The sequence below is a fragment of the Marinitoga sp. 1154 genome (genome assembly GCF_013363285.1).
GTDB lineage: Bacteria > Thermotogota > Thermotogae > Petrotogales > Petrotogaceae > Marinitoga.
Map to the genome: position 1 here is coordinate 19,544 of NZ_LBFB01000011.1, position 16,347 is coordinate 35,890.

Here is a 16,347-nt window from a genome sequence, read left to right on the forward strand (position 1 = left end):
AGAAATTTATGAGAAAAAAGATTAGTATTGTAATTTTATTGACTTTTGTAATTTCGATTTTTTCAATGACAGGGCAGGATGTACTTGATAAAGTTAAAGATGCACATGATAATTTCAAAACAGAAAAATCACTTGTAACCATGCAATTAAAGAATTCAAACGGTGAAATAAGAGAAAGAGAGTTTGATATGTATCTTATGCATGATGGAGAAGATACGTTAGCACTTGTAAGATTTAATAAACCTGCAGAAGTTAAAAGGATAACTTTGTTAACACTTTCTGACGATGAAATATACCTTTATATGCCTGCATACAGAAAAACAAAGAGAATATCCGGTGGCGCAAAAAACGGAAAATTCGTGGGCTCTGACTTTAAATACAACGATATATCTTTACTTTATAACGAACAAAATGGTGATTATGATGCTAATTTGATCAATGAAACAGAAAAGGAATATATTGTGGAAATAATTCCACACGAATCAGATAGCGATTATGGAAAGATAGTTGCTACTATTGTTAAAAAAGATCTTTTATTTGAAAAGATTGAATTTTATAACAAAGCTAATAAATTGATAAAAGTTATGAATTTTAGTGACGTAAAGAATTTTTCTGGACATATTCTTGCAACAAAAATTGAATTGAATAATCTCGAAGAAAATCACTCAACCATATTGATTATTAAAAATGTAGAGTTCGATATTTCCATTACAAAAAGATTTTTCAACAAAAGGAATATTTCAAAACCTGTGTTGAAATATCAATAATCAGGAGGTTATAATTATGAAAAAATCAATTATTATAATAATGCTATTAATTTTTTCAATATTTGCAATTGCAGGGGATATAAATTATATATATGGATATAATTTTTCAAATGATGCATCAACTACATTTAGTGGATTAAAAACAAACATTACAATTGAAAATGAACTCGATACTCTTTATTACAAATTGTCAATAGATTTCTTTAAAATAGATGGTTTTGATTATGAAATAGATCTTGGAGATACATATAAATCTTTAATTCCTTCTTATATAATAAAACCTTCACTTCCATGGGCATTATATATTTTAAATGAAGGATATGCAGATGTTTATTTAAATGATACGACAATAAGATTTGGAAGGTTTATTCAGGATAACGGAAGTGCAACATTATATAGTCCATCTGTTCTTTTAAATGCACATAATGGAATAAATATCTTTGAAGACTTAAAACCATTGCCTGTAGATGGAATAACAATAAATGGTTATATAAACGATTATGGATATGAATTAACCTTTACACCAAAAGTTTATGATGATATACCTCAATTTATATTATATCCAAAAACAATCAACGAAAATATAATTGCAGAAAATGAGGCTACATTAACATATATCTTTAAAGCAAAACACGAAGAAGTAGAAAGTGCAACAGAAGAATTAATGAAAACACTTTTAAGTAAAGGATTAACTCAGGATCAAATCAATCAATTCCTTGCAAATCCATCAACATTAAAGACAATAGGTTTTACTGATGAACAGATAAACGAAATATATCTTGGTCAAACACTTTTATCATTATCAGATGCATATAAAGTAAATACAATTACAGCAAATTCAACATCAACAGATGAATTGTCAATTTATAATTCAAATTTTGAATCAAAGATTTCAATGAATATTATGGATTATGACATAAAACTTGGATTTGTTCATGATCATTACCATTTTATGGTTCCAGAAAAAATTGATATTTCATACTCTGGAGATGGAACAGGTATATCAAAAACTGTATTTTACAGACCAAAGAGAAATTCAATAACAATAGATCTTCAAGGAGTTTCAAACTTCTTTGATTCTATAAGTTATCATGGTGAGGCAGCATTTATAATGCCTGAAAGAAATTATGTTATTGTAAATACATCTTATTATGTACCTGATACATCAAAACCAACTGAAACTGTTTTAACAACATCATCAACAAATGTTGAGATTTTTGAGAAATATTATGTAAAAGGGGTTTTTGGAATAGAATATACTTCAGGTGAAGAGTTTACTTTTGGGATTGAAGGATTTAATGGACTTCCAAATGAGGAATTAAAGGATCATATTTCATTTGGTGGAGATACTTATATAAAAATGAAGATTAACAATTTTAATTTAGAAGGATTAGGTCTTATTGATTTTGCGAAAATTAATGATGCATATCTTCCAGGATATATGGCAAATGTTAAAATTTATTATTCTGGAATAGATAATTTTGAACCAGGAATTTCTTTTAAATATGCATATGCAGAAAATGAAAATCATCCGATGAAATCACTTGAAACAACAAACTCAATTTCTCTTAATATAAAAGCATATTTCTAAAAATTATTTCTAAAGCTTTCCATTTTTGGAAAGCTTTTATTTTTTGTATACAATATAGTAAAATTGATTTTTTTGTGATATAATTACATTGAAATTATACTAATTTAAATTATACTAATTTAGTTTAGTATAATTTAATTTGGAGGTGAAATTATTTTTATAGATAGATTTGAAGAAAGAGATTTTTTTGAAAAGATTTTGAATTCCAATAGAAAAGAAGTTTTTATATTATATGGCCGAAGAAGAATTGGGAAGAGTTTTTTATTAAAAGAAGTATCAAAAAACAAAAATACATTATATTATACTGCAAGAAAAATTTCTCCAAAAGAACAGTTAAAAATTTTTTCAATGAAAGTAGGAGAATTTTTGAATTTTGGCAAAATTACTTTTGAAAACTGGGAAGATGCATTTAGAATTCTGTTTGAATTATCAAAAAAAGAAAATTTAATTTTAATTTTAGATGAATTTCAGTATATGGTTGAAAAGAATCAGGAAATGCTTTCAATACTTCAATTATTGATTGATGAATTTGAAAATTCTAAAATCAAACTAATCTTATGTGGATCAAGCATAAGTTTTATGGAAGGTATCTTGAGTTATAATAATCCATTATATGGAAGGAAAACAGGAAATTTAATGTTGAATCCTATTGCTTTTAAAGATATTAGTTTGTTTCTTCCGAATTATGATTATCATTTTTTAATGATTGTTTATTCAATTATAGGAGGCGTTCCATATTATTTACAATTATGGGATAATAATATCGATATTTTTGAGAATATAGAAAAGCTATTTTTAACGCTTGGCGCTCCATTGAAAGAAGAACCATATTTTATTTTAACTCAAGAATTAAGGGAAACTTCTGTATATCAATCTATTCTTGAAGCACTTGCTAACGGAAAGACAAGGATCAATGAGATAACAACATTTATTGGAGAAAAAGACTCCAGGAAAATACAACCATATTTAAAATCCCTTCAACTTCTAAAGATAGTAAAAAGAATATATCCAGCATTTACGAAAAATCCACATAGAATAAAAAATTTTTTGTATAAGATAGATGATCAATTATTTAATTTTTGGTATAGATATATTTTTCCATATAAGGAAAATGTGGATTTAAATGACTACTCAAATGTTCTGGAAGTTATAAAAAAAGATTTACCACAATATGTATCCTTTGAATTTGAAAAACAGAGTATAAATTATTTAAAAGAAAAATTTAATTTAATCGAAGCAGGCAATTATTGGAATAAGGACATTGAAATAGATATGATGGGAAAGGATTTTGAAAATAAAATTTATGCAGCGGAAATAAAATGGAGAAATAGAAAGATGAATGTAAAGGATTTTTATAATCTAAAACTTAAAACAGAAAGATTAAAGATGGAGATAGATAATTTTATTCTTGTTTCAAAAAGTGGATTTGAAGAAAATTTAATAAGGTTATTAGAAGAAGAAAAAGTAATTCTCATTGAATTCACAGCCGAAAAAGGATGGGAAATTTTAAAGAATAGTGATGGTATTCATTAAATTATAAATAATTTGTGTGTAACATTTTCTTAAAAAGAATTTTGCGATATAAAAGGTGTTTATTAATCGGATGATAAATTAATCATCCGATTTTTTTATCGAGTCTAAAATAGCCTGGTTTTAAAAAGGACATATTTGATTAATATTACTCATATTAAACGAAAATTTAACAATAATAATATATCAAATGATATAATAATTGTGTAAATTTATTAAATTTATGAAAAGAAAAATTTAGAAATAATTTACTTCAATGTTGTTGATTTTTTTTTTTTTTTGATAAAATTATTATGAATTAAATAAGTGAAAATGATAACTTTAAAAATCCATTCTTTTTATTACACTTTTAGAAACTATCAAATAGGAGGGATAGAATGTATATTAACGATGGTATTTCTCACGAATCAAGTGATTACTGGAAGTTGTATAATATGGAATTGCATGATTATGCAACTGGTAAAACAAGGGAAGTGGCTGAGAGAACTGCGAATGGTGTTAATGGTGGAGTTCAAGGAGCTATAAGTGGCGCAGTTGGAGGTGCTATAGTCGGAGCAGTAAGAGGTGCTGCTGGAGGATTTGCAGGCGGGTTTTTAGATGGATATTTTTTGTCGGATGTTAAGATAGTGAAGACAAGCGATAAATATTTACCTGTTTTTTGTGTATTAACAAAAGATGATATAATATATAATGCATATTATAATGTTATATCTCCAGATTTCACAAATCCAAATAAAAACATTACAGTAGTATTTAAACAAAATACACAAAAATTTTTAGGATTATATAACATTGATTTTTATATAGCAGGATACGAAATTTTTTCAACTAAAATAGAATTTAAAAAAGTATTATATACTTATTGAGGTGATTGATATAAAAAAAATATTTTTATTGGATAAGAAAAATAAAGCTACAATATTATACACTATTTTTGAAATTTTTTTTTATTGGTATCTGATGCCAAGTTTTTTGACTACAAAATTTCCTTTTACATATAAATATCCTTCTATTATATCTCTTAAATTTTTATTAACCAGTATTATGATTATAATAATTGCAATAATCAGAGAAAAATATATGGGAACGAAAAAGAATAAGAGAAATTTTAAGAATTTTATAATTTCTGTTTTTTTATATGGAGTTGTATTTTATATTTATGGATATTTTTCACATTTCACATATAAGCAATCCCTGGATATTTTGATTTTTAAATTCTTAATGGATTATTTTGTTGTTAATATGGATATATCAGAAAAAAAATAATATTAATAATCTTATAAAAGTTCAAAAGAGAAAGTTGTTTATATGATTTTTATTCATTTTGTAGTAAAATTTATGTAATATTTTCTTAAAAAGAATTTTGCGATATAAAAGGTGTTTTATTAATCGGATGATAAAATAATCATCCGATTTTTTTTATAGTGTCTAAAATCGCAGATTTTAAATAAATAAATTTTTTAGCAGTATTGATTGATAATCTCCTCCTTTTACTTCGGTAAATCAAAATTTACCGAAGTTAATAAAAAAGCCTTAATAAAGCATAAAATAGACATTATTAACTATTTTTATCGCTTATAAAAGTAGTGATTTTTAAAATAAATGATTTACTTTTTTGAAAATACACAGTTTTTTCAGAAGTAAATTTATACATTGTATATATTTTATAAATTGTATATCTTTCATATGTTATATTATAAATATAATTTATCTATATAAAATATATTATAATTTATATATAATATAAATATCAAATCTTCTATTTATAAAATCTTATTTATATTATTCATTGTTTTATATAAAATATATAATATATTTTATATAAAAGTAGAAAATTTCAAATAATATTTATTATATAATGTATATAATATTATATATTATACAACAAAACAAGCATTGTAATGGTGTTACCTTTCTTGTGAGGGACCATTTAGAAAGAAACCTCTGAATGTAGAAATAAAAAATCAGGCATAAAAAGCCTGATTTTTTGTTATTAATTAAAATATAATTATGATATAAGACAAAACATATTATTTTAAGGATAAAACAGGGTCTTTTTCATAGATAATTAGTATACATTCAATAACAACCAAAGATAAACCGTAAACTTCAAGGATCCCGAGTGACGGCCATATTGGGAGTAAAAGTCCAACAATTGCGGCAATAAAAATGGTTATAAAGCAATTTCTAATCTTCTTGTCATAGCTTCCAAGACCGTATAATAGGTTTCCAGTATAGAAAAACAAGAATGTAGAAAGCGCTATAAAATCGTGTGATTTCGTCCCATCAGAGAAAACCCCAGAAAGAATCATAAAAATTCCTGATAGTATAACATAAGAGCCTCCAACAATCTAAAGTTTGTTTTCGGAGTGTGAAATAACAAGAAATCCATGGATACTCATAAAAATTCCACCGATTATGACTCCTACAGAAAAAATCCATGGCGATAAAGCGAGCGCTGGTTTTCCAAGTTTGCTGAAAGTATAGTTGAGAATATTCCACCAATTTTTATTAATGAAAATACTAACACTTGTAAAAATAAAAAATATTATTATGCTTAATAATCCGAAAGCTCGTCTCATTTAGACGCACCTCACAAAAATTATATAGATAATCACTATTATTTCAATCATCGTTAATCAACTATTATCAATATTTACTTTTGGTTTAAACCTTGCATATAATGCTTTATAGTATAATGGTACCCTTACACAGCACTTTCCATTACAATTGTCTATTAAACCATTTAAATATAAGAATTTTATGTTTTCGTCATATATATTAAATTCTACATTATTTGGTTCAAATAATATTTTCATTATTAAATCCTTTTCATTTTTTGCTTTGTTTATTATATTTGCTATGTTTTTGTCTATATAAACATACATGTAATCATATAACGTTTTTTCAAAATGTTTTTCTGTTATTATTTTTTCTCCTTTTGCTTTTTTCATTACTAAATCATATGCAAGTCCATTGGTTAGTCCTGGTTGTCCTGCTGCGTTATGCCATATTAATTCTTTTACTTTTTCATCGAATATTTGTCCTGTTTCTGTTTCGTGTTGTGAAAGTAAATCATATACTTGTTCTTTGGTAAAGTAGGGTATTTCCATGTGTTCTGCTATGTTGTAAGGACTCCCTTTATCATCAGGCATTATAGGAATATATTTTGCACCTGAAAATATTACACTTCTCAATTTATATTCTTTTTTCATATGAAACATCGCTCTTATTGTATGCAAAAATTCATTTAATACTTCTAAAGTTTTTAATTTTTCAAAATCATCTACCATCAATATTATTTCTTTATTTTCTTTTTCTGCTATTTCCAAAATAATATTATTTATTCTTTTTAAATTTTTTATTTTTAATTCATCCGCTCCCATCTCTTTAAGGGACTTTCTAAAATCATTTATAAATTTTTTTTTGAATTCATCATAACCTATTTTTCCATATCCATTTAATGATATATATATTGTTAAATATTTGTTTCTTAAATTTTCTATCAATGTTTTCAAAAATGTAGTTTTACCTGATTCTTCTGGAGATATAATATTAAAATATCTCCAATTTTCTATATGGTCAAGTGCTTCTTCCATTATATCTGGTCGCTCAATATAATAACATGTTTTTTTATCAACAGGTCCCGATGTACAAAAAATTCTCATGATATACCTCCGGTGTTACACGCTTACAGCGGGTTATAGGATAAAGATTTAAGATTTTAAAATAAAAACATTTTAATATTTGCTTCGCAAATATTAACACCTACGGTGGGTAAAAGGATAATCGCTGCCTGAGTGAATTTAACTTTTTAGACATCGTATTATACACTCTTGGATAATAGAGATTTGACAAATTCAATTATAAATCTTTCGCTATTTGAGCTGCTAATTTCGCATTATTATATACAAGCTGTATATTTGATTCTAAACTTTTCCCTCCAGTAATTTCTTTTACTTTAGAAAGTAAAAACGGTGTTGTTTCTTTTCCTTTTATTCCAAGTTTTTCCGCTTCTTTTATAGCATTATCTATAGCTTTTGTTATTATCTCATAATCCATCTGATATTTTTCTGGTATTGGATTTGCTATAACAGCCCCACCTTTTAAATCTAATTCCCATTTTACCTTTAAAAATTCGGCTATTTCCTCAGGTGTATCAAGTTTAAAATTTACCTTATATCCACTCTTTCTTGTATAAAATGCCGGCAACTCTTCCGTTTTATAACCAATTACAGGAACACCAAATGTTTCAAGATATTCAAGCGTTAATCCTAGATCTAATATAGATTTTGCCCCTGCACAAACAACTGCAACATCTGTATTTGCAAGTTCCTGGAGATCCGCAGAAATATCGAAAGTATCTTGAGCATTCCTATGAACTCCACCTATTCCTCCAGTTGCAAAGACTTTAATTCCAGTCATTGATGCAATAATCATTGTTCCTGCAACAGTTGTAGCTCCATCCATTTTTTTTGCAACTACATATGGAATATCCCTTCTACTAACCTTCATTACTTCTTGGCCTTTTTTTCCGAGATATTCTATTTCGTCATCAGTTAATCCTGCTTTTAATTTCCCATTTATAATAGCAATTGTAGCAGGTACAGCACCATTTTCTCTTACAATTCTTTCAACATTCAATGCTGTTTCAACGTTTTGTGGATATGGCATTCCATGAGATATTATTGTTGATTCTAAAGCTACAATTGGTTTCTGTTCTTTCAATGCTTTTCTTACTTCATCAGATATAACAAGATACTTTTCTAACATAATCCCAACTCCTTTATTTTTAATTTTATATTTTCTACAGATAATTCATCTGAAATTGTGTCTTTTGAAGACAATGTAATGACAGATGCGCCTATCGCAAAAACAACAGATTCTCTTAAAGAATAGTTGTTTAAATAACTATATACCAAACCGGCTAAAAATGCATCACCAGCTCCTGTTGCATTTATAACCTTTATTTCTGGTATACTTATTTTAAATAATTCTTTTTTATTTGCACAAATTACACCATCTTTACCCAAAGTTAGAAAAACATTTTTTACTCCTTTTTCTAAAAGAATTTTACATGCTGTCTTCGCATCATTATCGTTTCTTATCTCGACACCAGTTAAAACTTCTGCTTCCAACCTATTTGGTTTAATTGTATGGAATTTTCCAACAATATCTTTAACCTTTTTTGCTTTTGAAGTCGAAACAGTATCCAGAAAAAAAGCAACATTAAAATTATTAACTAAATATTTTATGCTTTCTTCTGGAATATTCGTGTCAATTACGCACAACTTTGCTTTTTCTATTATTTTCTTTTTAGATTTTATAAAACCAATATCTATTTTATCACAAGCATCCATATCAGACAAAGCAACTGCCATATCACCATTTTCATCAATAATAGCCAAATATGTTGAAGTATTATAATCGTTTAAGACAATAGAATCTTTCATATCTATTCCTATATTTTTCGAATGTTCCAAAATCTTTTCCCCATACATATCTTTTCCAAGTGCTGTTATCATTTTTACATTTATATTCATTCTTGCAATATTTTCTGCAATATTCCTTCCAACTCCACCTAAAGATATATTTAATTTTCCAGGATTAGAATCTTTCATTTTTAAAATTCCTTTCGAAAATCCATTTATATCTATATTTGCGCCACCAATTACTACAACATAATCTTTTTCATTGATAATATATCCTCTTCCCAAAATATATCCCTTTTTTATTAAATTTGTTATATGTACTGCTACAGAAGATCTGGCAATATTGAGTATTCTGGCTATTTCTTCCTGAGTTATAAATGGATTTGATTTTACGAGTTCTAATATTTCCTTTTCTCTATTTGTCATAATATCACCTAAACTTTTGTTTATTATTTTAGTCATATGTTTATGATATCACATTTTTTTAGTTTTTTCAAGTAAAATATTAAGAAAACATCAAGATTATTATATTCCAAAAAAACAAAAAGACCCCCATCAGGTGGTTTTTTTGTTATAATATTTGTTATAATAGTATACAAATAGGTTATTCCAAAAGTAATAACAAACTTTGGAGGAAATTATGAAAAAATCTATTATATATATTTTATTAGCTGCTGTTTTAATGGGAAGCACCTTTCCAATACAAAAAATCGGGCTTGCAAATACAAACCCTTTAATTTATGTTACGTTAAGATTTTTAATAGCAACCATTATTTCTTTTTTTATTTTTAAAAGAGGAAAATTTTTTTATTCCTTCATCTTAGGATTAGTTTTATCTATTGGTTACATATCCCAAATAATTGGCATAAAATATACAACAGCAACAAAAGCAGGATTCATTACATCTCAATATATAATACTTATTCCATTGTTTTCTTATTTAATAGATAAAGAAAAAATTAATAAATATCAGGGATTGGGATTTTTATTTTCTATTATAGGTTCATATCTTTTATCTGGAGGTATAAATGGTTTTAATTTAGGGGATTTTTTAATGATATTATGTGCTATAAGTTTCGCATTACATATAGTTTTAATTACTAAATTCAGTAAAAAAATTAATGAAAAGGATTTATTAACCTTTCAATTTCTTACTGTAACTATAATTAGTTTTTTTACCATGCTCTTTTTCAAAATTGATTTTAAAATTTCAATGTTCTCTTTTTTAACAATTTTATATTCCGCAATTATAGGAAGTATTATAGTAATTTTTCTCCAATTGAAATATCAAAAAAAGATAGGAAGTAATTTGACCGCTATACTGTTTTTAGTTCAACCTATATTTTCAGCATTTTTGTCTTTTTTTATATTAAAAGAACAGATCACATTAAATCAATTTGCAGGTTCAGTAATATTATTATTTAGTATTCTAATTTCAAATTTTTAAGAAATTTCTAAGGTTCATTATGTATAATAAAAATGCAATTTATAACTATTCTAAAAACACATCAAAAATAATTTAAGGAGGGATTTGTATGAAGAAGATAGCATATATTTTACTAGTATTATTGATTTTGAGTTTTTCATTGATTAGTTGTGTTGCAAACGTAAACGAAGATGCAGATGTAGTAAATTCAACAGTAAAGGTTCTTTTAACAGATAGGCCAGTAAGTGAAGTTGATAGTTTATGGGTTTATATTAAAGATTTCACCTATACTTATGAAACTGTAGACGGTGAAACTGTAACTTCAACACCTATTTCTATTGAAAAAGAATATGATATTCTAAGTTTAGCAGGAACAGAAACAACCCTATTTAACTTTGAAATACCCGAAAACTCTACTCTCGTAAACTTAAAAATGACGGTTAAAGATGCAACAGTTACGATAGCAGGGGAAGATCATTCCGTTATTCTTATGAAATCAGATATCTTAATACCAAATGTGGATATAAATATTGGAGAAGGCGGAGAATTGGTATTGGATTTTGACGTTGTGAGATCTTTACACCAAATGGGTAATAACGATATATATAAACTTTCACCCGTATTAAAACCAACTTTCAGAAGAGGAAATGCCAATGATCTATACTTAGTCAAAGGAAACATCACTGACAATTCAACCCCTGTTTCAAAAGCTATTGTTACTATAAGCGATGATTCAACATTATTAAGAATAACTTTTTCAGACAAAAATGGAAACTTTCATCTTGGAAAATATAAAAATGGAAATTATACGATAAATGTCTATACAAACATTAACTTACCAGATGAAGATGTTGATTTAGATTTCAGCTTATATACACCAGATGCAACAAAAATTATTACTATAGACAATTCTGATTTAGATTTAAATATTGATATAAGTAAGCAAAATTGATTTAAAAAAAGAGGTTGGTATTTGTACCAACCTCTTTTCATTTATAGTATAATTAAATTGTGCAACACAATTTAAAGAATGGGGGGATAAAATGAAAATTTATATTTCTTTGCCCTTAGTCGAAAAAAAGACGGAAGAAAAATTAAATTAGTTCATGATGATTATAAAATTATTTTTGATGGATTATTAACAATGACTTATATATGTTTTTTCCACAAAAATTGATGTCATTAAAGAAAGCAGACCACCATAAGTTACATAAAAATCAATAGCATCTCCTATTTTATAAAATTTTCTTGAGTCTGTAATATCCAAAATTAAATAATCCTGGTTTTCATCAACAATTTTTATGTTTTTATCTATAGGAATTAAATATTCATGTTTTACCTCTTGTTCTCCTATTGCACATATAGCATATTTTTTAGCCTTATTTTTTATCTCAACAATTTCAACTAAAAGGGTGCATGTGTTTTGATATAAATTTTTAAACGGTTTATCATTAAGACCTATTCCTAAAGCTATAGATGCACCACATCTTAATTGATTTATTTCTTCTGGAATATTTATTTTATTAAATAGAGAAAGAGTCCCGGAGCTTCCGCCTGAAATTGTTTTTATCTTTATTTTAAATTTTTTCTCTAAATTTTCTTTTATATCTACTAACATCTTCAATTTTTTCTCTGTTGGAATTACCCCACCAAAACACGAAAAATTAGCGCCAATACCATTTAATTCTATATTTTTTAATTTTATAATTTTTTGTACTACAGAATATATTTTTTCTTGATTTTCAAAATATATACCTTCTCTTAAGTCTCCAACATCAATCATTAAAATTATTTTATAGATTTTTCCAGATTTTTTTGCATATTTATTAATTTCAATTATTGTTTCAATTTCTGACACCAATGAAATATTTGAATATTTCACTACTTTTTCTATTTCACTCATCATAGGAATTCTAATAAGCATTTTTTTAATTTTAATATCTTTAAATTTTGTTAGATTTTGAATTCTTGAATCAGCTAAAATATCCACTCCACATTCAACTATACTTTTTACAACTTTCAAATTTCCAGCAAAAACCTTAGTTACAGCAGCAACCTCAATATCCCTTTCTTTACACATTTTTATTACATTTTTTGTATTTTCTTTTATTTTTTTTAAATCAATAATTAATAATGGATACTTCAAGATATATAAACTCCATATATTTTTATTTTAAAATTTTTTTGAAGATTTCGATTCCTATGTTTATTATACTATCATCTGGCAAAAAATAAGGGGAATGTAACCCAAATTTTTTATCAACTCTCGTCCCCAGCCAAAACATTAATGATGGATATTTTTCAGCAATAAAACCAAAGTCTTCACCTGTCATTTTGTACCCACAATTAATAATTTGATATTCATTATTTATTTTTTCTATAAATTCATTATATAAATACTCATCATTAACTACTTCTTTATATCTAGATCCTATTGTAATTTCATATTTTACTTCTGTAAAATTCTCTATTGATTTTAATATTTTATTCAATTTATTAATATAACTTTCTGTATAATCAAGATTTAAAGATCTAATACTTCCTTCAATTTTTGCATATGATGGTATTACATTTCGAACTTCCCCTGATTGAATCTTGCCAATCCCGAATAGTAAAGGTGAAGTTGGATTTTTTGGAATTTTTTCTATAGAATCTAAAAATATTCTCATTGCATTTAACGCATTTTTTCCATCTTGTGGAAAGGCTATATGTGCATTTTTCCCAAAAAATTCTATATCTATTTCAACAGCAGAGGCAAACAAACCCCCTTTCGATGTAGCTATTGTTCCTTTTTCATATTCATCTGTAACATGAAGAGCATAAGCTTTGGAAATATTAAATTTATTGAAAATACCAGAATCCAATATTTTTTTTGCTCCTCCACCTCCTTCTTCAGCAGGCTGGAATAAAAATAAAAGATTTTTTTGTATATTATTTTTTAAAACGTATTCTATAAGACCATATAAAATGGACATATGAATATCATGACCGCATGCATGCATAAAATTATTTTTTGATTTAAATTTAATTTCATTTTTTTCTTTTATTGGCAACGCATCGATATCTGCTCTGAATAAAATATAATTATTATTTTTTAAAGGAGTATATTTTACAACTAACCCTGTACTTAGAGGTTTTAATATTTTAATTTTTGTATTATATTGTTTTGATAGAGCTATTATATTTTTTTCTAAAATTTTTGTTGTTTCAAATTCTTCAAATCCTAATTCAGGATTTTGATGTAATATATGTCTTAATTCAACAGGAGATATCATAATAATTCCTCCAATATTTTAATAATTTCGTCTATTTCATTATAAGAAATGTTTAACGCTGGTAATAATCTAATTACTGTATTATTAGAAATAACATTTAGCAATAATCCTTTTTGAAAAGCTTTATCTCTTAAATTTGGATACGAATCATCTAATTCAATTCCAATCATTAAGCCTTTCCCTCTTATATCAACTATTTTTAATGAATTAATATCTTCGATTTTTTTGATAATATATTGTCCTTTTTTAGATATATCTGTTAGTAACGTTGGAATATTTTCCAATATATATTTAGCTCCAGCTAAAGCTATTGGGTTAGGAGCAAATGTAGAACCATGATCACCAGGTTTTAAAATATTTATAGTTTCATTCAAAAATATTGTCGCTCCTAATGGTAATCCACCACCTAATGATTTTCCTACTGTAATTATATCAGGATTCAAATTAAAATGTTCATACGAAAAAATTTTTCCCGTTCTTCCAAGACCAGCCTGAATTTCATCACAAACAAGAATAAACTTTTTTTCTTTATGATGTTTATTTAATATTTCAGCAAATTCATCTGTTAAAGGAAGAACTCCTCCAGAACCCTGAATAGGTTCTACAAAAACCGCTACAACTTCATTGCCATGATATTTCATGTAATCATCAAAACCACCAATATCATTGAAAATAAATTCTTTACAATGAGGCAAAAGAGGTCTGAAAGGAAATTTTAATTTTTCAAAGCCATTTATAGATAAAGCACCTAATGTCCTTCCATGAAAACCATTTTTGAAATATATAATTTTATTTTTTTTATTTGTTGATATTTTTTTAATGGCTTTTAATGCTGCTTCAGTTGCTTCAGCGCCAGAATTTGTAAAGAATACTGCTCCTTCCTTTCTAGTAAAATGAACTAATTTTCGAGCAACATATTCAGCATCTTCATCCAAAAAGAAATTGGATATATGCATATATCTTTCCATTTTTCTTTGCATTATATGAATTAAACTGTCATTTGAATGACCAAAAGATAATACACCAATTCCCGCAAATGAATCTAAATATTTTCCCCCTTTTTCTGAATAAATATATACACCTTTAGCAGTAGCAATTTGTAAATTAAAATAATCATATAATTTTAAAATCATAATTCAAACTCCTTTATTAATGCTTTTGTCGCTTCATTTAAATATTCTTTATCAATAAGACAGGATATTTTTATTTCTGATGTAGTAACCATTCTTATTGGAATATCTTCAAGCGCTTTAAAAAATCTTGAAGCGACACCTTTTTCAGTTTTCATTCCAATACCAACTACAGAAATTTTTGCATATCCGTGTTCATACGTTATTTGAGATTCATTGAAAGTATTTAAAGCCTCTTTTAAATAATTATCAAAATGAGACATTTCTTCTTCGATAATTGTGAATGAGACATTTAGTTTTTCATTTATATTTATAATTGAAATCATATCTACATTAAAACCTTTTTGCGCTATACTTTCAAAAAGATTATATATAATGGCATGATTAAATGGCAAATTAGTTATTGTGACCTGAGTCTGATTTTCCATAACACTCATTCCTGTAACTACAGGATTCTCAATATTATCAGAAACCACATATGTTCCCTCCTCATTTGAAAAAGTACCTGCACAATAAATCTTAACATTAAATTTTTTGGCCACCTCCACAGCTCTATTATGTAAAACTTTTGCTCCTAATGACGCCATTTCAAGCATTTCATCATAAGTTATATAATCTATCTTTTTTGCATCAGGGTATCTTTTGGGATCAAAAGTGAAAATCCCTGGAAAATCACTATATATTTCACAATTACAATTTAAAGCAGCAGCAAAAGCGACTGCAGACGTATCGGAACCGCCTCTTCCTAACGTTGTATAATCTCCATCTTCTGTTATACCCTGAAAACCTGTAATTACAAGAACATCATAATATTCCAATAATTTTATTATTTCTGATATTTTAAATTTTTGTATTCTAGCATTATTAAAATCAGATGTAGTAAATATACCTGCTTGAAAAGCATTCAATGATTTTGTACTTATTTTTAAATCATTTAAAGCCATAGAAAGCAAAGAAACAGAAACCTGCTCTCCCGTTGCTAAAAGCATATCCAATTCTCTTGGATGAGGATTAATAGAAATTTCCTTTGCCAATTTTATTAAATTGTCCGTAGTTTTTCCCATTGCAGAAACTATAACAATTATTTTATAACCGTCTCTAACTTTATTTTTAATTTTATTTGCTACAAATCTTATTTTATCCGGAGTTGCCACAGATGAACCGCCGTATTTTTGTACAACTATATTCATTTTATC

16 protein-coding genes are annotated in these 16,347 nt (G+C 26.3%); 7 read left to right on the top strand and 9 right to left on the bottom strand.

The window, feature by feature from the left end; genetic code table 11:
- The first annotated feature begins 8 nt into the window (after positions 1–8).
- The 5 genes from XO12_RS06450 (at position 9) to XO12_RS06470 (ending at position 5,154) form a co-directional block, all read left to right on the top strand.
- A complete protein-coding gene (locus XO12_RS06450; RefSeq protein ID WP_175419937.1) occupies positions 9–767 on the top strand; it encodes an outer membrane lipoprotein-sorting protein in 759 nt (252 codons plus the stop codon).
- 16 nt (positions 768–783) lie between these two features.
- The gene (locus XO12_RS06455; RefSeq protein WP_175419938.1) at positions 784–2,358 is read left to right on the top strand and encodes a hypothetical protein; all 1,575 of its coding nucleotides are present in this window, start codon (positions 784–786) and stop codon (positions 2,356–2,358) included.
- A gap of 159 nt (positions 2,359–2,517) precedes the next feature.
- Complete coding sequence (locus XO12_RS11635; RefSeq protein ID WP_368493432.1) at positions 2,518–3,891, top strand: ATP-binding protein; 1,374 nt, start codon at positions 2,518–2,520, stop codon at positions 3,889–3,891.
- Positions 3,892–4,265: 374 nt separating this feature from the next.
- Positions 4,266–4,754, top strand: coding sequence for a hypothetical protein (locus tag XO12_RS11230; protein WP_217683659.1), 489 nt, complete (start codon positions 4,266–4,268; stop codon positions 4,752–4,754).
- A 94-nt stretch (positions 4,755–4,848) separates the two neighbouring features.
- Complete coding sequence (locus XO12_RS06470) at positions 4,849–5,154, top strand: hypothetical protein (protein WP_175419939.1); 306 nt, start codon at positions 4,849–4,851, stop codon at positions 5,152–5,154.
- Positions 5,155–5,918: 764 nt separating this feature from the next.
- On the opposite strand, the gene XO12_RS06475 is transcribed toward XO12_RS06470, so the two are convergent.
- The 5 genes from XO12_RS06475 to XO12_RS06495 form a co-directional block, all read right to left on the bottom strand.
- Positions 5,919–6,200 carry a hypothetical protein gene (locus XO12_RS06475; RefSeq protein ID WP_175419940.1) on the bottom strand — a complete coding sequence of 94 codons (282 nt, stop codon included), beginning with the start codon at positions 6,198–6,200 and terminating at the stop codon, positions 5,919–5,921.
- Positions 6,201–6,239: 39 nt separating this feature from the next.
- Complete coding sequence (locus tag XO12_RS06480) at positions 6,240–6,470, bottom strand: hypothetical protein (RefSeq protein WP_175419941.1); 231 nt, start codon at positions 6,468–6,470, stop codon at positions 6,240–6,242.
- Between the two features lie 57 nt (positions 6,471–6,527).
- Positions 6,528–7,556: an AAA-like domain-containing protein gene (locus tag XO12_RS06485; RefSeq protein WP_175419942.1), complete on the bottom strand. Its 1,029-nt coding sequence runs from the start codon at positions 7,554–7,556 to the stop codon at positions 6,528–6,530.
- Positions 7,557–7,752: 196 nt separating this feature from the next.
- A complete protein-coding gene (locus XO12_RS06490) occupies positions 7,753–8,661 on the bottom strand; it encodes a pseudouridine-5'-phosphate glycosidase (protein WP_175419943.1) in 909 nt (302 codons plus the stop codon).
- Positions 8,655–9,746: a PfkB family carbohydrate kinase gene (locus XO12_RS06495; protein ID WP_175419966.1), complete on the bottom strand. Its 1,092-nt coding sequence runs from the start codon at positions 9,744–9,746 to the stop codon at positions 8,655–8,657. Before XO12_RS06495 ends, XO12_RS06490 begins: the two co-directional genes overlap by 7 nt.
- Before the next feature lie 214 nt (positions 9,747–9,960).
- Here XO12_RS06495 and XO12_RS06500 point away from each other — a divergent pair, with 214 nt between their 5' ends.
- Together XO12_RS06500 and XO12_RS06505 are read left to right on the top strand one after the other, a co-directional pair.
- Positions 9,961–10,767: a DMT family transporter gene (locus tag XO12_RS06500; protein ID WP_175419944.1), complete on the top strand. Its 807-nt coding sequence runs from the start codon at positions 9,961–9,963 to the stop codon at positions 10,765–10,767.
- An 88-nt stretch (positions 10,768–10,855) separates the two neighbouring features.
- Positions 10,856–11,698, top strand: coding sequence for a DUF4382 domain-containing protein (locus XO12_RS06505; RefSeq protein ID WP_175419945.1), 843 nt, complete (start codon positions 10,856–10,858; stop codon positions 11,696–11,698).
- Positions 11,699–11,884: 186 nt separating this feature from the next.
- Here XO12_RS06505 and XO12_RS06510 read toward each other — a convergent pair whose 3' ends face one another.
- The 4 genes from XO12_RS06510 to XO12_RS06525 are packed head-to-tail and all read right to left on the bottom strand — an operon-like array spanning position 11,885 to position 16,341.
- On the bottom strand, positions 11,885–12,892 hold the full coding sequence (locus tag XO12_RS06510; protein ID WP_175419946.1) for an alanine racemase: 1,008 nt from the start codon (positions 12,890–12,892) through the stop codon (positions 11,885–11,887).
- Between the two features lie 22 nt (positions 12,893–12,914).
- Positions 12,915–14,021 carry an amidohydrolase gene (locus XO12_RS06515; RefSeq protein ID WP_047265488.1) on the bottom strand — a complete coding sequence of 369 codons (1,107 nt, stop codon included), beginning with the start codon at positions 14,019–14,021 and terminating at the stop codon, positions 12,915–12,917.
- Complete coding sequence (locus XO12_RS06520) at positions 14,018–15,154, bottom strand: aspartate aminotransferase family protein (RefSeq protein WP_047265487.1); 1,137 nt, start codon at positions 15,152–15,154, stop codon at positions 14,018–14,020. The genes XO12_RS06515 and XO12_RS06520 overlap by 4 nt, the downstream gene beginning before the upstream one ends.
- On the bottom strand, positions 15,151–16,341 hold the full coding sequence (locus tag XO12_RS06525) for an aspartate kinase (protein WP_175419947.1): 1,191 nt from the start codon (positions 16,339–16,341) through the stop codon (positions 15,151–15,153). Before XO12_RS06525 ends, XO12_RS06520 begins: the two co-directional genes overlap by 4 nt.
- Positions 16,342–16,347 lie beyond the last annotated feature (6 nt).